The following is a 20,558-nucleotide window of genomic DNA, read 5'->3' on the forward strand; positions in this document are numbered from 1 at the left end:
AAAGGGATTAATAAATAAAGGAAAGATGAATTTCCTGGTCTTTTAGCCATTTGGTACGATGTGAGATGAAATACACAAATCCGCGTTCCCTATCTCGCTTAAGTAAAGTTTTTCTAGCTGCCACATCGATTGCAGTTTTTTCTCCGATGCTTTCTGCTTATGCAAATCCAGGTGTCTCTACAACCGTAGCTCAACAACTTTTAGCAGATTCTACCAGTAGTACTAATACTTCAGTGCGAACAAAAACCCCTGGTTTTAGTTTGGCAATTTTACAACCTGCTGGCGACTTACCGGATGTAATTGCCCGTGTTTCCTTTAAAGGTAAACGTCAAAAAGGCTACTTAAAAGAAAGGTTTCTTGGTGATTACAAGTTTAAGACTAAGCACAAGGCAGAGTTTGTCAAAGGATTAAAAGCAGGCGATCGCGTAGTTGTGCGTCTGTATAATACTCAAAACAGCTTCCTCGGTTACAGCGAATTTGAATTATTATCTGTACATACAACTGTTAATCTCATTCTGTCTGCCAACCCTACAGAATATCAAGTTGTTCGTACTGTGTATGGGGTTGATGTTAACCAAGACGGCATTGTAGACACAGGCACAACCACTTACGATTATTTTACGCAAGTTAGCGGTGACAGGGTAACATTTCTCAGCAGTTCCCAAACCATTAATGTTAGCCAGTTCCAAACAGAAAGTTTCTCTGACGTTGCTACCAATAGCGTTTATCCTACCTCCTTTACTACAGGTAGTTCTGCCTTAGTACGTCAAACTATTAGTACTTTTAGCTATAGCTTGGCGGAAGCTTTGAAAGTTGAACCCGGTCGCTTAGTACAAATTCTTTCCATCAATGACAATAATTCTACTTACGATGTCAGTGACATGATGATGAATTATCGAGAGGTAGGTGTCGCTAACGGTATTCAAGTCAAGTTTACCGATGTATCTGGAAATCACTGGGCTAACGACTTTATCGCTGAATTGGCAGCTTTGCAAATCGTCCAAGGTTTTCCCGATGGCAGTTTCCGCCCTGATGAACAGTTAACCCGCGCTCAATTTGCGGCAATGATTAGTCAAGCCTTTGCTAAGGCGCAAGTCCGCAATGCCATCAGCTTTAGGGATGTTTCTACCAGACATTGGGCTTATAGTGCCATCCGCGAAACCTACTCAACAGGCTTTCTAAGTGTGTCTGGTAATAAGTTCAACCCGAACCAAACCCTTTCTCGTCTAGAAGTGCTGTTAGCTTTGGCGCGAGGACTTAACTACACCTTTACAGGTTCTACAGAGTCAATTCTTATAGCTTATAGCGATGCTAGCACTATTCGTAGCGATGTTCGTAGTGCGATCGCTGCTCTCACTGCAAGAGGTATTGTAGTTAATTATCCTGATATCCGTACTCTCAATCCTAACAAGGTGGCAACTAGAGCCGAAGTCTCTGCCTTAATTTACAAGTCGTTAGTTAGCATTGGTGAAGTCGCTGATATACCTTCTAACTACGCTGTAGAACCAACACAGCAAAGGGCTGAAGTGGAAATCAACGATAATAATGACGATAAAAAAGTACGTCGCCATTGTAACCAAGGAATTGGTAATGGTGCTGAGGGATGCGACCCTGGTAATTCCCGTCCTCACGGTGGCAGCAACGACGAAGGCGGAAGGACTCCTGGTGGTAAGAGATAAATGGACAGCAGGTTCAAAGAATTTAAAAAACCCCTCTCCAAACCTCTCCCCTGCAAGGAGAGAGGCTTCAAAGCCATAATTTTTCGTTGATATTTGAAAGATATTTAAGCCCCTCTCCGCGTCGGAGAGGGGTTGGGGAGAGGTCATAGAATTTACTTAAAATTAAAGATGTGAATCTTTCAAACCCTTACACCCAATCTCAACAGACAACCTTAGTGTATGAGTTCTGGGTAAATAACTTTACCTTTCACTTTCTATCTTGGTGGGTAATATTGTGGATTGATAACTGGCGATGAATAGCCCCCAATGTTATTAGCTCCGGGAGGAACCACAGCAGGATTTATAGGTGTAGTTGGAACAGGAGCCGTCACAACTGGCGATGGATAACCAGTAGGGGGGATACTGCTAGTGGTATTAGTTGGTGTTGGCGCACTTTGACTAAACTGTTGATAAGCAGCACGGGAAACTGAGCTAATGAATTTCTCGGCACGGGGGTCGTTATTAGGACGTTGTACCATGACAGCAACTATATAACGCTTCCCAGTGGGAGTATCAATTAAACCCGCATCGGCCAACATCGTACCGATGTCACCAGTTTTATGGTATACTCTCGCACCTGCACCCAAACCTGAAGGTAATAAATTATCGCGCTCTGTCTGACGCATAATATCCAGAATTTGGTCGCGCGATCGCATACTCACTAAATTGCCCTGACTCACCAGAGCCATGATGTTTCCTAATTCTTTGGGGCTGGTGGTGTTTGTCCCTTGTAAATCAGGCAATGAATTACGAATAGCTGTAGTAGTTAATCCCCAAGTGCGAAAACGCTCATTGAGTGCTTCCATACCTCCCAGCCGAGCAATTAGCATATTAGTAGCTGTGTTGTCGCTGATGGTAATCATTTTTGTGGCGACTTCCAAAGCAGCAAATTTAGTCCCGACTGGTTTGTATTGGAAATTACCAGAACCTCCTGCTACCATTTCCTGCTGCATTGTCAGCATCTCATCCAAGCGAATCTTGCCTGCATCAACATCTTGGAAGAAGGCAACAAGAATAGGAAGTTTAATTGTGCTAGCGGCTGGCGAACTACTACTTCCATTAATATCCACATAACCACCCGTCTCTAAATCTACCAAGAAGACTCCAGGGGTAAGATCGGGAGTAGCAGCCGCTAATTCTTGCACAGTATTCTTCAGAGATGTAATTTCTTGAGTTAAGAATAGACCAGCCGCTTGATTATTAGGAGTAGGCTGTGCTTGAGTTGACGTTGTATTGTTGGATGTAGTAGCAGTGGGAGCAATCCGATTTGCCGGGTCTAGAACTGATAAGGCTGTACCGACGATCGCACCAATACCCACTCCAATGATTAATAGCCTCACACCATACAAAATGGCTCTAGCCATCGGCTTTAATCGGGTTTTACGTGATACTCGTCTACCAGGTTGGGACGACATCGGCTGCTTAGTCACTCTTACTGTTCTAACTTTGACATTATTAGGGTTATAAGGGGGAATCTGACCTTTGGCTGTGGGCATGGGTTTGACCGCGCTAGGCATGACTAATCCCTGCCTTGGCTTACGACTTCCCGCCCCAACAGGCGCAGGTACAACATTAGGCGAACGGGCTACCATTGCCGCGCCTGTAGCCGCACGCTGTTGATTAGAAATTTTAGCTTTTTTCGGTTCTACTTTCTGCACCTTGCGCGATCGCTGGCGGCGATTGGCGGGTTGTCGCCGCGAGAAATCTCTTAGTTTGTCACCTGACTCTGCCACTGCCACTCCTTGTGACTCACTCGAATTTTTTCTTGCTGACTCCCGATCCAAAAATCACGCCAGAGGCGGCTTGAACTGGGAATTGGGACTGGAGAGTATTGAGTGATGAGTACTGAGTAATCATTTCTCCCCCACTCCTCTACTCCTAGTAGTCAGGTTCTAGTCCCTAATCCTGAGCTACTTGTAGCATTTTTGTGTTTAGTTTAAGCCATATTCAATATTTTGGGACATGCTTACGTCAATATTAGACAATGAATTATACCAAATTGAGAATCAATGTCTCTGGGCATAATTACGAATTACAAATTACGAATTATCATCACGTCGTTGATTAATTGCCCATTCTACCTGATGCAAAATCCCGCGCAGCATCCCTACTTCATGGGTTTGTAGATAAGCACGGTTATATAGTTGGCGAAATTTTTCCATACGGCTGGTTGCTGTATGCGGATATAAATAGCCAATTTCGAGGAGTAAATTTTCTAATTGCTGATAAAATCCCTCTACTAGTTCTAGAGGTGCAAATTCGCTTTCACTAGGGGCCTGCGTTGTAGGTGGTACGGTGTTTTGCGCTAATTCGTAACAGCAAATACCTACGGCTGTGGCTAAATTTAAAGATAAATAATTAGGGCTGGTGGGAATACGAATAAATCTCTGAGCGTAGATTAATTCTTCATTACTTAAACCTCTGTCTTCCCTACCAAAAATCAGTGCCGAGGGTTGACCTATTTCTTCTAATAACCAAGGTAAAGCTATTCTCGGATCTTCTAAAGTTAGACCCCAATCATTATCACGCCCTGTAGTGGCGATCGCTCGTACACATCCATGTAAAGCTTCTGGTAAAGTCGATAATAAAACAGCAGATTCAAGAATTTCCTTAGCGTGGACTGCCATTCTCATCGCTTCTTCCGACAGTGGATCACATTGGGGATTGACTAATACTAAGTCTGCTAATCCAAAGTTTTTCATAACTCTGGCGATCGCACCTACATTTAATGGCCCGGCTGGTTCCACCAACACAATTCTCACACCAGCCAATCCCATCTTTTACCCCCACCATTCATTAACTTAAAAATATTGATTAAATATCTCAATAATTGTAACCGACTTTGTAGTCAGGACTTTAGCTCCCAACACAATCAAACTTATGAGAGGCGACAAAGATTGAAATACCAAATTAAACTAAAAAAGTTGTGTATATCGACACTATCATGAAGGTTTCTAGGCTTTTTGTGCTGTCTGTGTTTCTATTCATGACTACAGCAGCCTGTAACCAGACTAGCGCCTCATTAGAAAATTCTTCTCAAGAAGCATCTACACCTTCGGCTCAACTGGCACAAAATTCTACACAGGGAAAAAACCTCATCCCCACACAAACGTTTTCGCCCCAGCCTATCCGCATCAACTTACAGAATTTACCAGCCCCCTTTGCCACAGACAGCGCCTCTAAATCACCACAAGTAGTATCCATCCCCCAAAAACCAGTCCTGAAAGTTCCCCCCGGATTTACAGTTAAAGTATTTGCCGACAATTTGGATGCACCACGTTGGTTGGCGCTAACTCCTAGCGGAGATGTTTTAGTCACAGAAACAAGACAAAACCGGATTCGCTTGTTACGCGATACTGATGGTGATGGAGTAGCCGATGTCCGCCAAACCTTTGCTAGTGCCAAAAATGGGCTAAATATTCCCTTTGGGATGGCTTTTGCTGGCAATTCCTTCTTTTTAGGTAATACCGATGCAGTCTTACAGTTTCCCTATAGTCAAGGACAGCAACAACTCACTGGCACTGGTAAAAAAATAGCTGATCTTCCTGGTGGTGGTTACAATCAACACTGGACTCGTAACGTTGTAGCCTCACCTGATGGAGATAAATTATACGTTTCCGTTGGTTCCCGTTCTAATGTGGATGAAGAAGAACTACCAAGGGCTTCTGTACAAGTGATGAATTTAGACGGTTCTCAAAAACAGACCTTTGCCTTTGGCTTACGCAACCCCGTCGGACTTGACTTTCATCCTATAACAAAAGAACTTTATACTACGGTCAATGAACGGGATGGAATTGGGGATGACTTAGTTCCAGACTACTTCACACGCATTCGCCAGGGTGAATTTTACGGCTGGCCTTATGCTTATCTAACACCAAAAAACCTCGACCCCCGACAAAAAACTGGCGATAAAAGTAAACGCCCAGATTTAGCCGCCCGTACCCTGACCCCAGATGTATTATTTCAAGCACACTCAGCCGCTTTAGGGGTACAATTTTATGATGGTAAGACTTTTCCCCAAAAATATCGTAACGGAGCTTTTGTAGCTTTTCGGGGTTCATGGAACCGCGATCGCGGTACTGGTTACAAGGTTGTATTTGTTCCCTTTAACGCCCAAGGACGACCACAAGGCTACTACGAAGATTTTCTTACTGGATTTTTACTTGACCCTTCTGTACCAACAACTTGGGGACGACCAGTAGGTTTATTAGTCTTACCTGATGGCAGTCTGTTAGTAACAGAAGAATCCAACAATCGCATTTACCGGATTCAGTATACAGGAAGCTAGGGAATGATGAGTAATGAGTGCTGAGTGCTAAGTAGGAATTTCTCCCTTGTCTCCCCCCACTCCCTCATCTCCACCTATCTCCTGCCATATTTTAGTCTTGGTTGTCAATTAGATACAATTAATGGCTTCAGGTCAAGCGAAGGCAGCCACTATCATCAGATAATATTTCTATAAAATATTGTGCATCTTACTCTTGGTCTGAATCTGGTTTCAATTGAATTGCCTGAAAACATTAATATTCCTTTAGCTGAGAAGTTTAGTTATGACTCAGAGTGAAAACAACAGCCAGTTAGATGCCAACGAATCTTCCTCACATTCAGGTTCACGTTACTGGGGTAATGTGGAAGTTATAGAAGAGGGGGAAAACTATAGGATTAGTCGTGTGGAAATTAAGCCCAGACACGGCATTAAACCCCAAATCCACTATCACCGTAATGAACATTGGGTGGTAGTTTCTGGTGTTGCCAAGGTGACTTGTGGCGATGAAGAAGTGTTGTTAGGTCATAATCAGTCAACCTATGTCCCCGCAGCAACACTACATAAAGTGGAAAATCCAGGGTCTATCCCATTAGTAATTCTAGAAATTCAAAATGGGGAATATTTAGGCGAGGATGATATAGAACGTCCCTATGATTTGAATTTAGTTAAACCCGTGGGTGAGAGTTAGTAGGGAGTGAGAACTGGGGGGAGATGAAGGGAAAACCCACCCCTAACCCCTCTTTGCAAGCAGGGCTGTTTCATTCTGAAGAGAAAAATGGTTGAATCGGATAGTGAGTGTATTGTTGAAGAGTAGTAATGGCAGTCAGCTTAATCACGCAACTGAAAAAAGTCAGGGATTTTCGGACAAAGCAAGGACAAAGACACCCATTATGGCTGGTACTGGTGTTGGTGATCATGGGAACAATGAGCGGTTGTGTAGGTTACAGAGGTTTAGGAGATTTCGTCAAACGTCATCAAAAATCATTAATCGAAATACTAGAGATACCAAAAGATAGAGTGCCATCATACTCGACAATTCACCGCGTGATGATGCGTGTGAATTTCGAGGAATTGACACAGATATTTAATGAATGGGCAAGTCAGTACGTAGAATTAAGCGAATTAGAATGGTTAGCAACTGACGGAAAAAGTATCAAGGCGACAGTCCAGGACTATAGCAGTAACTACCAAAGATTCATCAGCGTGGTATCGATATTTAGTAGTCACCAAGGTCAAGTCGTCGGGTTACAAACGATGGATAACAAGCACACCAGTGAAATTGCTACAGTTCAAAACTTAATTGCCGTATTAGATTTAAAGGGTGTGGTGTTTAGTTTTGATGCACTTCATTGTCAAAAAAAACAGTCCAGCAAATCATCCATAGTGGCAATGATTACGTGATTGCTGTTAAAGCCAATCAGCCAAAACTTGATCATCAACTCCAACAGAATATGCAGCAATCACAGCCCACAACTACACATACTGATCTTGAACGAAGAAGCGATCGCCTCACTCAACGTCGAGTTTGTGTGTTTGACAACTTGAACAATATTTCCACTGATTGGGTGGGTTTAAAGTCGATTATTCAAGTCGAACGAGTTGGTACTCGTGCTGGTCAACCTTATCAACAAATAGCCTACTACATTAGTTCACTGTCTCAATCAGCATCAGATTTTGCCCAAGGTATTCGTGGTCACTGGGGGATTGAAAATCGATTGCATTGGATTAAGGATGTTGTTTTTGATGAAGACTCTTGCCAAATGATTGATGGCTATGCTGCTGCTAACTTCTCGATTATTCGTAGTTTTATCATTAACCTCTTGCTTCACAATGGTTTTGATTCCCTAACCACAGCCATACGACAGTGCGCCCATGATATTAAATTACTTTTTTCCTTTTTAGAATGAAACAGCCCTGGGGGGTTAGGGGGGATCAAAACATTGTGGGACTAGGTTATCCAGACTTGTGTCTACACCGTAGCCCACCCTGCGGGTTCGCGTAGCGTCTCGTTAGAGAAGCAAGCTACATCCTCCTCATCTCCCTCATCTCTCTATTCCCCACTCCCAAGCTTTCGCCTATTTCTAATTTACTCCACGTAGCTTGCGGGTATTTTCTATTAAACTTTGAGCAAATTGGTCAAATCTTTGAGAAAGCTTTTCATCAAGTAGCTTTCCTTCAGGACTAAAAGCACTGTAGGCTTGTCCCACAGCAATTTGCTCTGGAATTACCCAACCGTGTACCCAACGAACAATCAATCTCAAGTCATTTAAGGCGTTACTGTTAGATTGACCACCCAAAACGCTGATCAATCCTGTTACTTTATCCGATAATTCGTCAAAACTCAGCAAATCTAAAGCATTTTTCAATACGCCGCTAACACCACCATGATATTCAGGTGTAGCTAAAATTAATCCATCGCTGTTGCGGACTGTATCGCGTAAGCGTTGCACATCAGGGTATTCTGGGTATTCTTTGCCACCATTACAAAATGGTAACTGCCACTGCCGCAAATCAATAATTTCTACTTCTGCACCCAAAGCTTCTAGACGTTGTACTGCGGACTGCAAAGCTAAGTGAGTGTAAGAGTTTGGTCTTAAGCTGCCAGCAATACCTACAATTTTTACCATAACTCACCTAATCATTAAGATTTTCTAAAAAACGAAGTCATTACGAATTTGCTTATTATCTTAACGATTTATTTCTTTATAGTCAAATTACCAATTGGTAAGGGAAAAAGTTTACAGGAGGTTAGGAAAAGGGTTATGGACTTTTAGTTTGGTTTTCTCAAGCATACTCAGTACATATTCATATCTTCTTAGCTGTACCCTTTATCCTGATTAAGAGTTTATGAATCAAACTACTTATTTAAGTCGTCTATTACTTTCTACCTACTCTCCTGCCTCTTAAGAGAGTTAGACTAGATTAGATAAAGTGATGTCCAGTTAAGACAATTTTTGCTAGAAGAATAGGCTTAAATCGACACTCAGCCTATGACAGCAGACAAAGGGTAATTGTTATGAAAAATTTTGGGAACAAAGCATTGATAAAACGGCAATCACCAAAGCGCGTTGCTTGGACTGGTGCATTAGCAGCCAGTTTGATTATGTTACCAACAATGTTTGGTGGTAATCCTGTCTTAGCGCAGAAAGCAGAGCGCGAGTCTCTGTCATACGGGGAGTTGATTCAAAAGGTTAATCAAGATCAAGTTAAAAGAGTCGAATTAGATGAAACTGAACAGATAGCTAGAGTTTATTTAAAAACTCAAAAGCCAGACGCACAACCAATACAAGTGAGGTTGTTAGAGCAGAACAACGAATTAATTGATAAACTTAGACAAAAAAATGTTGACTTTGGCGAAGTTTCTTCAGCTAATAGCAGAGCAGCTGTAGGGTTATTAATTAACTTGATGTGGATTTTGCCACTAGTAGCCTTAATGCTGTTGTTCCTGCGCCGTTCTACTAATGCTTCTAGCCAAGCCATGAACTTTGGTAAGTCCAGAGCGCGTTTCCAAATGGAAGCGAAAACAGGGGTGAAGTTTGACGATGTAGCTGGTATCGAAGAAGCTAAGGAAGAATTACAAGAAGTTGTCACATTCCTCAAGCAGCCAGAAAGATTTACAGCTGTAGGTGCGCGTATTCCTAAAGGTGTGCTGTTGGTAGGACCTCCAGGGACAGGTAAAACTTTACTCGCAAAAGCGATCGCAGGGGAAGCGGCTGTTCCTTTTTTCAGTATTTCCGGTTCTGAGTTCGTAGAAATGTTCGTCGGTGTAGGTGCTTCCCGCGTCCGTGACTTGTTCAAAAAAGCTAAGGACAATGCACCTTGTCTCATCTTCATTGATGAAATCGATGCAGTAGGTAGACAACGAGGTACAGGTATCGGTGGCGGTAACGACGAGAGAGAACAAACCCTCAACCAGTTACTCACCGAAATGGATGGTTTTGAAGGTAACACCGGCATCATTATTATTGCCGCTACCAACCGTCCCGATGTCTTAGATGCAGCCTTGTTGCGTCCTGGTCGTTTTGATAGACAAGTCATCGTTGATGCACCAGACTTGAAAGGACGCTTAGAAATTCTGCAAGTTCATGCGCGGAATAAGAAAGTTGATCCTAGCGTATCACTCGAAGCGATCGCTCGTCGTACCCCCGGATTTACAGGTGCAGACTTAGCCAACTTACTCAATGAAGCCGCTATCCTCACAGCACGGAGACGCAAAGAAGCAATCACAATTCTAGAAATTGATGATGCGGTAGATAGAGTAGTTGCAGGGATGGAAGGCACACCCTTGGTAGACAGCAAGAGCAAACGCTTAATTGCTTATCACGAAGTTGGACATGGTTTAATAGGTACTTTACTAAAAGAACACGACCCAGTGCAGAAAGTTACCCTCATTCCCAGAGGACAAGCACAAGGTTTAACTTGGTTTACTCCCAACGAAGAACAAGGTTTAATTTCTCGCTCCCAACTCAAAGCAATGATTACTTCTACCTTGGGGGGTCGTGCTGCTGAGGAAATTGTTTTTGGTAGACCAGAAGTTACTACAGGCGCAGGTAATGACCTCCAGAAAGTCACATCAATGGCGCGACAAATGGTAACAAGGTTTGGGATGTCTGAATTAGGTCCCTTGTCTTTGGAAAATCAAGGCGGCGAGGTATTCTTAGGACGCGACTGGATGAATAAATCAGATTATTCTGAAGAAATCGCAGCCAAAATAGATGCTCAAGTTAGAGAAATTATCAATAGTTGCTATCAAATAGCAAAAGAATTGCTACAAAATAATCGTCTAGTCATGGAACGGTTAGTAGATTTGTTGATAGAACAAGAAACTATTGAGGGTGAATTGTTCCGTAAAATTGTTGCTGAAAGCCAAAACCAAGTAACTGACGAACAATTATCTATGGTCAATAGTCAGTACTAAGTTGACAGTTGACAGTTACCTATCAACTGTTAACAGCAAATACAAACAGATGTGCAACTTATTTGCATAACTTCCATAGAAAAAAGCCAGAGAAATTAATCTCTGGCTTATTACAGACACAACAAAAATCACCTGAAGCTTAACTTCGGTAATAGCCTATTATAATGTTGCGCAAGGTATAAACCTCATTTAGTATCAGTAAGTAGTCGACAATGTGAGTAATTTTCTCTGTTGACTTTTCACTGTTTCTAATTAGATTCTGCCTAAATTATGCAGTCCTAAAACAAGACCTGCTGCTAAAATATGACCGAAAGCGGTAGTCGCTAGTAATGCAGGTACACCAAAACCACCAAATAAATTGGGTGAGGGTAAGGCTGGCTCTGAATTAGGATATTTGATGGTCAGCTTGCCATAAGTAATGGCAATGATATTGACAATAATGAAGATAATGCCTACTGTAGGACTCCATTCCAGGGGGGTGGTTGCAGCCGCAAGTAAGGTTGAAGTTAACACCAGATTAGCTCCTGAAATTTATTCGTGATTGACAATATAATCGGGAAAATCCTCAACTAAATTCAAGAAGAATCTTGATTTTGCATTATTATTTAACATTAGTTTTCATTACTTAATAGATAGAGAGGAGAACCTGAGATAAGGTTTGATTACTTAATTGTGTAGTGTGTTACTGTCTAATTTAAAAATAATCAAAACTAAAAACTTTTCTCCTTTCCTTTCGCAAAATAGTATCTATTGTGATCAGACTTGAGCAACTAGAAGCGATGGATTTGTCTGATTGGGTGGAAATAGCCAAAACACAAACAAATCGCGGACAGGTCATTAACCGTATCCCAAAATTAGCTGCGGCTGATCCTGATTGGTTTGCAGTTCACATCTGCTTTAAATCTGGGAAGTTTTATAGTCAAGGAAAGATTTCTCATGTCTTTCCACTGATGAGTGTCATTAAGCCATTAAGCCTGTTGTATTTATTAGAACATCTAGGGGCAGAACAAGTTCTTCAATGGGTTGGGGTAGAAGCATCAGATGCACCGTTTAATTCTTTAGAACAACTGGTAGCTGATAAGGGTAGACCACGTAACCCGATGATTAATAGTGGGGCAATTACTCTAGCTGATAAGTTACCAGGAAGAGACGCTAGCGATCGCACTCACTCTTTACGCAAATGGTTAAACCAGTTAGTAGGCTGTCAACTGGAGTTAGATGAGGCAATGCTGGCTTCTGTTAGATTATCTCGTTCGCCAGCAAATATTGCGATCGCCAACTATCTCAGCGAAAAAGGTTATCTAGAAAATCTTGATTTAGCTCTTGACACATACGAGCAAATATGCTGCTTATCTGGCACTGTTGAAGACTTAGCCTTAATTGGAAAAGTATTAGCTTTAGAGGGTGAATTATCATCACAGCATCGGCAGATTGTCAACGATGTCATGTTGACCTGCGGTTTATATCAAGCTTCTGCCGAGTACGCTGTCAAAATTGGTTTACCAATGAAATCGGGTATTGGTGGGGGTTTACTTGCCATAGTACCAGACCAAGGAGCGATCGCTGCTTACAGTCCCGCCTTAGATAGTATAGGTAATCCTGTAGGTGCGATCGCTTTCGTTGAAACTTTAGTACAACACTTGAAACATTAATTTCTCTGTGTCTCTGTGGTGAAAATCTTTTTAAACCACAGAGGCACAGAGACACAGAGGGTTAGTTTACTCTGTGACCGTGGGGGTTGCTGTAGAACGTGGGCGACGTTTGAAATAATCACCTAAGTTTGTCCTCTTAGGCTGAGTTACAGGTGTTTCACTCGCCTGGGGTGTAGGTGTGGCTTCTAGTTGTGGAGTTTCTTCTCGCTGTGCTGCTGGGGTAACTATTGGTGATGGTGTTTCAGCCGCCTCTGGTTGTGGGGTTTCCGTTGGTTGGGGTGTAGGCGTTATCTCTGGCTGTAGTTCTGGGGTAACTGTCGCCTCTGGTTGTGGTGTAGGACTCACACTAGGCAATGTTTGAGAACGAGGACGGCTGAAAAATCCGCCAAATCTTGGTTTTTCAGCTTTAGGCGTTGGTGTTGGAGTTACTTTTGGTGTCGGGGTTAATTCTGGTTGCGGTGGTGTAACTTCCGGTGTCGGAGTTAATTCTGGTTGTGGTGGTGTAACTTCCGGTGTCGGGGTTACTTCTGGTTGTGGTGGTGTAACTTCCGGTGTCGGAGTTACTTCTGGTTGTGGTTCTGGGGTAGGAGTTTCTGTCGGACTGGGTTCGGGAACTGGCGGTTTAGCTACATAAGCGGGATCTACAATGCCGCGTACCTCATCAGCCTTCAATTCCCCTCTGACAATTCTGGAGAGAGTATCTTTACCTTTAGGCTGGTAGTTAAATAATCTAACTGTAGTGTTAAAGGCATTTTTAACTGGATTACCTTGATTATCTAGAAACTCCAGCTTTACCCAGTTCTTCCCGGTGTTAAAGCCTTTGAGGTAAACTGCTTGCCAGCGATCAAATACAAAGCTTTCACCATTAATAGTGCAGCGAATACGCCAGTCACTAAATTTATCATTAGGGTCATCTTTAGCAACTGAGTGTAAAGGGGCGTTAGTTAGGTAAAAGTCTAACAAGATTGGTTCTGCCCCATAGCTGGCTTGAGGACGGCTGTAGGTTAACAGAGGTAGCTTAGAATCGGGATGATTGTCGTCGCTGGTTGTGAAAATGTGAAATGTTGTCTGGGCGTAAGCACCCTCATTTTTAAAACTTTCATGCCAAGGTCGGGAAGCAAAGACGCGCAGAGTATGAGTACCAGGAGACAAATCAGACAGCACTAGCGGCTGACTCAGGTCATATACAGGTATATAAGGTTGGTTGTCGAGGATTACGTGTAGATGAGGGCCTAGTTCCCATTGCGGATGCTTAAAAATTGGTAAGTCTTTAACTTGCAACTTAACTGTGACTGTGTTGTCACTGATAACTTCATCTGTTTTAGGCGTAATTATAGTAACCTGTGGTTGATATATTTCTAAACTTGAGCGTAGTTCTTGAATGACTGCTGGTGGCGAAACTTCGGAAAACTGCCCGGAAATCTGCTGAGGTTTGGTTGTTGAGCCCAAGGGTACTTGTTGACTAACAGCTTTGTCTCCGCAACTAGCCAGCGCCAAAACTAACACTAATGTAACGAGCCACCTAAAAATAGCAAAACTTCCAGGGAGGAACTTTCCCAAAGGCTTCTTGTGCCAAGGATTCATGCTTTCTACCCTCTGATAAACAATTACAGGGCTTACCTGCGAAACCAAGCCTTAAAAAGACCTAACCCTCCTATCCTTTTAGTTATAAAGGCAGGCGGTTTTAAAGCCTCTCTCCTAGCGGGGGAGAGGTACTCTACGAGAAGCACTACGCACTATGGAGAAGGGTCTTGTCAGAGTTTTGGCAAGGTGCAAAGAAGTAGAGATATCAAGAATTTTTACACCCTTCCCACAGGTAAGCCCTGAATTATTGTGACTGAAATGCGCGATCGCATACTACGACCTATAAGGTGAAATTTTTATCACATAGCACGACTTTTTAGAAAAAAATAAAAATCAGGATTTTTTTTACAATTTGTAGTAATCGTGAATGGTAATATTAATTATTAATGGAAAACAAATATACCAAAGGCGAACTCAGCATTTTTGTACCCTTTCTGGTATAGGGAAACATAAGTTTTACGAATTGTTATTGTTTGTAAATTAAATCAAGAAAGTATTGACTTTTTGCTTTAAACTTTGCACAGGAAAGGCAGATTTGACAAATATTTCGGCGATTTTGAATTATTGTTAAATTGTCTCCAACAAAGTACAAGTAAAGACTTTATAATTCAACAGAAACAAATTTCCACATAGCTCCTTCATCGCTACTCCAGCCACATCACTGGAGAAGGCGACTAAAGATCACTTTGTGGTTTCATGATTCCTCATTCCTTATCACCAGAGGAGGTCGAATGACAATCAGTCCTCCGGAGCGAGAGGAAAAGAAAGCAAGAGTTATCGTTGACAAAGACCCGGTTCCTACCTCATTTGAAAAATGGGCCCAACCAGGACACTTTGACAGAACTCTAGCTAGAGGTCCCAAAACCACTACCTGGATTTGGAACCTCCACGCCCTCGCCCACGATTTTGATACACATACAAGCGATTTAGAAGACATCTCCCGCAAAATATTTGCGGCTCACTTCGGTCACTTAGCCGTTGTGACAATTTGGTTGAGCGGGATGATTTTCCACGGCGCGAAGTTCTCGAACTACGAAGCCTGGTTAAGCGACCCGTTGAACGTGAGACCCAGTGCTCAAGTCGTATGGCCCATTGTGGGACAAGACATATTGAACGGTGATGTTGGTGGTGGATTCCACGGTATTCAAATCACCTCTGGCTTGTTCCAAGTATGGCGTGGCTGGGGTATCACTAACTCCTTCCAGCTATATGTAACAGCTATCGGCGGCTTGGTATTAGCAGGCTTGTTCTTGTTCGCTGGTTGGTTCCACTACCACAAACGCGCTCCCAAATTGGAATGGTTCCAAAACGTGGAGTCGATGTTGAACCACCACTTGGCAGTATTGCTAGGTTGCGGTTCCTTGGGATGGACTGGACACATCATTCATGTGTCCGCACCAATCAACAAGCTTCTGGATGCAGGGGTGGCTGTTAAAGATATCCCCTTGCCTCATGAGTTCATCCTGAACAAAGACCTGCTGATCGACCTATTCCCCGGCTTTGCTGCTGGTTTAGCCCCATTCTTCACCTTGAATTGGGGTCAGTACGCTGACTTCTTGACCTTCAAGGGCGGTTTAAACCCAGTTACCGGCGGCTTGTGGATGACTGACATTGCTCACCACCACTTGGCGATCGCTGTATTGTTCATCATCGCTGGACACCAGTACCGCACCAACTGGGGTATCGGTCACAGCATCAAAGAAATTCTAGAGAACCACAAAGGTCCCTTCACTGGCGAAGGTCACAAAGGTCTCTACGAAAATCTCACCACATCTTGGCACGCCCAATTGGCTACTAACCTTGCCTTCTTGGGTTCCTTGACCATCATCATCGCGCACCACATGTACGCGATGCCTCCCTACCCATACTTGGCAACTGACTACGCTACTCAGTTGTGCATTTTCACCCACCACATTTGGATCGGCGGATTCTTAATTGTTGGTGGTGCTGCTCACGCGGCAATCTTCATGGTGCGGGATTATGATCCTGTTGTTAACCAAAACAACCTGTTGGATCGGGTGCTTCGTCACCGGGATGCAATTATTTCCCACCTGAACTGGGTTTGTATTTTCCTTGGCTTCCACAGCTTCGGTCTGTACATCCACAACGACACAATGCGTGCCTTGGGTCGTCCTCAAGACATGTTCTCTGACACAGCAATTCAGTTGCAGCCAGTGTTTGCTCAGTGGGTACAAAATATCCACACCTTAGCTCCTGGTGGTACTGCACCCAACGCTTTAGAGCCTGTAAGCTACGCTTTTGGCGGCGGCATATTGGCTGTAGGTGGTAAAGTCGCCATGATGCCTATTGCACTAGGCACAGCCGACTTCTTAATCCACCACATCCACGCCTTCACCATCCACGTAACAGTTCTAATCCTGCTCAAGGGTGTACTGTTTGCTCGCAGTTCTCGTCTGATTCCAGACAAAGCTAACTTGGGCTTCCGCTTCCCTTGCGATGGCCCCGGTCGTGGTGGTACATGTCAAGTATCCGGTTGGGATCACGTATTCCTCGGATTGTTCTGGATGTACAACTCCCTGTCGATTGTAATTTTCCACTTTAGCTGGAAGATGCAGTCTGATGTATGGGGAACTGTAGACGCAGCCGGTAATGTGTCTCACATCACTGGTGGTAACTTTGCCCAAAGTGCCATCACAATCAACGGCTGGTTGCGTGATTTCTTGTGGGCGCAAGCTTCCCAAGTAATCAACTCCTATGGAAGTGCATTGTCCGGTTATGGATTAATGTTCTTAGGCGCACACTTCGTATGGGCATTCAGCTTAATGTTCTTGTTCAGTGGTCGCGGTTACTGGCAAGAATTAATTGAGTCCATCGTTTGGGCGCATAATAAACTGAAGGTAGCTCCCTCAATCCAACCCCGCGCTCTGAGCATTACTCAAGGTCGCGCTGTTGGTGTGGCTCACTACCTCCTGGGAGGAATTGCTACAACCTGGGCATTCTTCCACGCACACATACTTTCTGTAGGCTAGCAATTAGCTACACCCAGTTATGAGTGATGAGTTGTTGGATATAGAATAATACCTTTAACTCAAAACTCATAACTACCCTTAAGCTGATAAATGATGGCTAAAGGTCAGAGGAAATATCACAACCTATGGCAACTAAATTTCCAAAATTTAGCCAGGATCTCGCACAGGACCCAACTACGCGACGCATATGGTATGCGATCGCGATGGGCAACGACTTTGAAAGCCATGATGGCATGACCGAAGAAAATCTTTACCAAAAGATTTTCGCTACTCACTTCGGTCATTTGGCAATCATCTTCCTTTGGGCTTCCAGCCTCCTGTTCCACGTAGCCTGGCAAGGTAACTTTGAAGAGTGGATTAAAGATCCTCTACATATACGCCCAATTGCTCATGCTATTTGGGACCCCCACTTTGGTAAACCAGCAATTGAAGCTTTTACCCAAGGTGGAGCTAGCAACCCTGTAAACATTGCCTACTCTGGTGTTTACCACTGGTGGTACACCATCGGTATGCGTACCAACAGTGAACTGTATACAGGTTCCGTCTTCCTGTTATTGTTGGCTGCATTGTTCCTATTCGCTGGTTGGTTGCACTTGCAACCCAAGTTCCGTCCTAGCCTCTCTTGGTTCAAGAGTGCTGAACCTCGTCTAAACCACCACTTGGCAGGTTTGTTCGGCGTTAGCTCCTTGGCTTGGGCTGGTCACTTGATTCACGTTGCTATCCCCGAATCTCGCGGACAGCACGTAGGTTGGGATAACTTCTTATCCACCGCACCCCACCCAGCAGGTTTGCAACCCTTCTTTACAGGTAACTGGGGCGTTTACGCTCAAAACCCTGATACAGCAGGTCACATCTTTGGTACTAGCCAAGGTTCTGGTACAGCGATTCTGACATTCTTAGGTGGTTTCCATCCTCAGACAGAATCCCTGTGGTTGACAGATATGGCGCATCACCACTTGGCGATCGCTGTTATCTTCATCGTTGCTGGTCACATGTACCGCACTAACTTCGGTATTGGTCACAGCATCAAAGAAATGCTGAATGCTAAAGCTGGTTTAGTACCCGGTAGCAAGAGTGAAGGTCAGTTCAATCTACCTCACCAAGGTCTTTACGACACAATCAACAACTCCCTACACTTCCAATTGTCTTTGGCATTGGCAGCGCTGGGAACCGTTACCTCACTGGTAGCACAACACATGTACGCCCTGCCTCCTTACGCATTCATTGCTAAGGACTACACAACACAGGCAGCGTTGTACACGCACCACCAATACATTGCAGTATTCCTGCTGGTTGGTGCATTTGCTCACGCAGCAATCTTCTGGGTTCGTGATTACGACCCCGAACAAAACAAAGGCAACGTCCTCGACCGTGTACTACAGCACAAAGAAGCGATTATCTCTCACCTCAGCTGGGTATCGCTATTCTTAGGCTTCCACACCTTGGGCTTGTACGTTCACAACGACGTAGTAGTTGCCTTCGGTACTCCCGAAAAGCAAATCTTGATTGAACCTGTATTCGCTCAGTTCGTTCAAGCTGCTCACGGTAAAGTACTCTACGGCTTAGACACCTTGTTGTCTAACCCTGACAGCGTTGCTTACACCGCTTACCCCAACTACGGTAACGTTTGGTTGCCTGGCTGGTTAGATGCAATTAACGCTGGCACAAACTCCCTTTTCTTAACAATTGGCCCTGGCGACTTCCTGGTACACCATGCGATCGCATTGGGTCTGCACACCACCACCCTCATCCTAGTCAAAGGTGCTTTGGATGCTCGTGGTTCCAAGCTGATGCCCGATAAAAAGGACTTCGGCTATGCCTTCCCTTGTGATGGCCCTGGTCGTGGCGGTACTTGCGATATCTCCGCTTGGGACTCTTTCTACCTCTCTCTCTTCTGGGCATTGAATACAGTAGGTTGGGTAACTTTCTACTGGCACTGGAAACACCTGGGTATTTGGCAAGGTAACGTTGCTCAGTTCAACGAAAACTCCACCTACCTCATGGGCTGGTTCCGTGACTACCTCTGGGCTAACTCCGCTCAGTTGATCAACGGTTACAACCCCTACGGTGTGAACAACCTGTCCGTCTGGGCTTGGATGTTCCTCTTCGGACACCTAGTTTGGGCTACTGGTTTCATGTTCCTCATCTCTTGGAGAGGTTACTGGCAAGAGTTGATCGAAACCCTAGTTTGGGCGCACGAACGTACTCCTATCGCTAACCTCGTTCGCTGGAAAGACAAGCCTGTTGCTCTTTCCATCGTGCAAGCTCGTGTAGTTGGTCTAGCACACTTCACTGTCGGCTATGTCCTCACCTACGCAGCCTTCCTCATCGCCTCCACAGCTGGTAAGTTCGGTTGATCTGGCTACTAGTTTTGTAGGTAAGTAATAAAATCCCCTGCCGTAAGGTGGGGGATTTTTTCGTGGATGGAATTAGTAGAAATAAAATGGACAGTCTTTTTGATGACTTGGCTGAATACAGGCAGCATCTGGGTTTACCTCCTGCTGATAGTGAAACTGACGGCTCAACAATTGCTAAACTAGAAATAAATGGTCAAACTTTTTTTGGGGTAAATTCTAGTAGTAATCCCTATCATCGGCAAATAACTCTAAAGGTTAATAATATTTCTAGAACTCATGCAGAAGCTGATGCTTTTCAACAAGTGTTAGAAGCAGGTATTAAAGCAACGAGAGCGCGTTTAACTGTAGATAGAGATTTATGTCGTGCTTGTGGTTTACAAGGTGCTGTTAATTCTATGGCTTACCAATTAGGTATAGAAGAATTAGAAATTATTACTCCCAGTGGAAGTAAAAAAATTAATGTTACTGCTCCTAAGACAAGGAAAAAATAATGTTTGTATCCAAGTTATATACAGATAAATGGACAGGAAACAGAAATGAAGAAACTGTCATTGAAAATCCAAATTGGCAACAAATCAAAACGGCTATTTGTGAGTTAGATGGTAAAAGTAAAACTTTAGTTAGTTTAGAAGCAGATGATCAAAGTTATATGATGATTGGTGGAGGTAATGATGGTCAATATATTGTTACTGCAACTTTAGATAACGAGACATTTTATTCTCTTTTGCATTCAATTGCTCATAAAATAACCAGCTCATATATTTCTGTTAAAAAAATTTATCTATCAATTTTCTATCAAGCATTAATAAATGCAAAAAACCAAAATACCAACTCTGCTAATGAGCAAAAATTAGTTGTAGGTGGACAAGCAGGAAATTATTCTAAGAATATTTGTGTTGATTTATCCCAATGCCTAATAGCTGCAAACAGATTTGCTGAATCAGGTGAACTTGAAGCATTGTTTACTTGGCAAGAAGATGAATCTTTAGTGGCTGTGTAAAAATGTGTATCACTTTGCCTATTAATAAATTATAGGTATAGGTAAAATTTTGATGCTTTTACTAATTTTAGA

General features: G+C 43.4%; 14 protein-coding genes and 1 pseudogene. 10 read left to right on the forward strand and 5 right to left on the reverse strand.

Features of this window, described 5'->3' with window-relative positions; translation table 11 throughout:
• Nucleotides 1–65: 65 nt before the first annotated feature.
• On the forward strand, nt 66–1,679 hold the full coding sequence (locus tag NSMS1_RS13695; protein WP_224094117.1) for an S-layer homology domain-containing protein: 1,614 nt from the start codon (nt 66–68) through the stop codon (nt 1,677–1,679).
• Between the two features lie 254 nt (nt 1,680–1,933).
• On the opposite strand, the gene NSMS1_RS13700 is transcribed toward NSMS1_RS13695, so the two are convergent.
• Together NSMS1_RS13700 and NSMS1_RS13705 are read right to left on the reverse strand one after the other, a co-directional pair.
• Nucleotides 1,934–3,451, reverse strand: coding sequence for a serine hydrolase (locus NSMS1_RS13700; RefSeq protein ID WP_224094119.1), 1,518 nt, complete (start codon nt 3,449–3,451; stop codon nt 1,934–1,936).
• Nucleotides 3,452–3,757: 306 nt separating this feature from the next.
• The gene (locus tag NSMS1_RS13705) at nt 3,758–4,495 is read right to left on the reverse strand and encodes an RNA methyltransferase (protein WP_224094121.1); all 738 of its coding nucleotides are present in this window, start codon (nt 4,493–4,495) and stop codon (nt 3,758–3,760) included.
• Between the two features lie 167 nt (nt 4,496–4,662).
• Between NSMS1_RS13705 and NSMS1_RS13710 the strand changes: the two genes are divergently transcribed.
• The 3 genes and pseudogenes from NSMS1_RS13710 to NSMS1_RS13720 all read left to right on the forward strand — a co-directional run bounded on the left by NSMS1_RS13710 (nt 4,663) and on the right by NSMS1_RS13720 (nt 7,892).
• On the forward strand, nt 4,663–6,006 hold the full coding sequence (locus tag NSMS1_RS13710) for a PQQ-dependent sugar dehydrogenase (protein ID WP_224095228.1): 1,344 nt from the start codon (nt 4,663–4,665) through the stop codon (nt 6,004–6,006).
• A 262-nt stretch (nt 6,007–6,268) separates the two neighbouring features.
• Nucleotides 6,269–6,673 carry a phosphomannose isomerase type II C-terminal cupin domain gene (locus tag NSMS1_RS13715; protein ID WP_224094123.1) on the forward strand — a complete coding sequence of 135 codons (405 nt, stop codon included), beginning with the start codon at nt 6,269–6,271 and terminating at the stop codon, nt 6,671–6,673.
• Between the two features lie 128 nt (nt 6,674–6,801).
• Nucleotides 6,802–7,892: pseudogene (locus tag NSMS1_RS13720) on the forward strand (ISAs1 family transposase).
• A gap of 174 nt (nt 7,893–8,066) precedes the next feature.
• On the opposite strand, the gene NSMS1_RS13725 reads toward NSMS1_RS13720, so the two are convergent.
• On the reverse strand, nt 8,067–8,612 hold the full coding sequence (locus tag NSMS1_RS13725) for an NADPH-dependent FMN reductase (protein ID WP_224094132.1): 546 nt from the start codon (nt 8,610–8,612) through the stop codon (nt 8,067–8,069).
• Nucleotides 8,613–9,001: 389 nt separating this feature from the next.
• On the opposite strand from NSMS1_RS13725, the gene ftsH reads away from it, so the two are divergent.
• Nucleotides 9,002–10,903, forward strand: coding sequence for an ATP-dependent zinc metalloprotease FtsH (gene ftsH / locus NSMS1_RS13730; protein ID WP_317986595.1), 1,902 nt, complete (start codon nt 9,002–9,004; stop codon nt 10,901–10,903).
• 252 nt (nt 10,904–11,155) lie between these two features.
• Here ftsH and psaK read toward each other — a convergent pair whose 3' ends face one another.
• Complete coding sequence (gene psaK, locus NSMS1_RS13735; RefSeq protein ID WP_067765074.1) at nt 11,156–11,416, reverse strand: photosystem I reaction center subunit PsaK; 261 nt, start codon at nt 11,414–11,416, stop codon at nt 11,156–11,158.
• 239 nt (nt 11,417–11,655) lie between these two features.
• Between psaK and NSMS1_RS13740 the strand changes: the two genes are divergently transcribed.
• Nucleotides 11,656–12,555 (forward strand): glutaminase, encoded by a 900-nt coding sequence (locus tag NSMS1_RS13740; protein WP_224094143.1) that lies wholly within the window; start codon nt 11,656–11,658, stop codon nt 12,553–12,555.
• Nucleotides 12,556–12,621: 66 nt separating this feature from the next.
• On the opposite strand, the gene NSMS1_RS13745 is transcribed toward NSMS1_RS13740, so the two are convergent.
• Nucleotides 12,622–14,139, reverse strand: coding sequence for a hypothetical protein (locus NSMS1_RS13745; RefSeq protein WP_224094146.1), 1,518 nt, complete (start codon nt 14,137–14,139; stop codon nt 12,622–12,624).
• 731 nt (nt 14,140–14,870) lie between these two features.
• On the opposite strand from NSMS1_RS13745, the gene psaA reads away from it, so the two are divergent.
• The 4 genes from psaA (at nt 14,871) to NSMS1_RS13765 (ending at nt 20,486) form a co-directional block, all read left to right on the forward strand.
• The gene (gene psaA, locus NSMS1_RS13750; RefSeq protein ID WP_224094148.1) at nt 14,871–17,129 is read left to right on the forward strand and encodes a photosystem I core protein PsaA; all 2,259 of its coding nucleotides are present in this window, start codon (nt 14,871–14,873) and stop codon (nt 17,127–17,129) included.
• A gap of 125 nt (nt 17,130–17,254) precedes the next feature.
• A complete protein-coding gene (gene psaB / locus NSMS1_RS13755; protein WP_224094158.1) occupies nt 17,255–19,486 on the forward strand; it encodes a photosystem I core protein PsaB in 2,232 nt (743 codons plus the stop codon).
• 86 nt (nt 19,487–19,572) lie between these two features.
• On the forward strand, nt 19,573–19,977 hold the full coding sequence (locus NSMS1_RS13760) for a deaminase (protein ID WP_224094159.1): 405 nt from the start codon (nt 19,573–19,575) through the stop codon (nt 19,975–19,977).
• Nucleotides 19,977–20,486: an Imm1 family immunity protein gene (locus tag NSMS1_RS13765; protein ID WP_224094161.1), complete on the forward strand. Its 510-nt coding sequence runs from the start codon at nt 19,977–19,979 to the stop codon at nt 20,484–20,486. Before NSMS1_RS13760 ends, NSMS1_RS13765 begins: the two co-directional genes overlap by 1 nt.
• Nucleotides 20,487–20,558 lie beyond the last annotated feature (72 nt).

The organism is Nostoc sp. MS1 (genome assembly GCF_019976755.1).
Lineage (GTDB): Bacteria > Cyanobacteriota > Cyanobacteriia > Cyanobacteriales > Nostocaceae > Trichormus.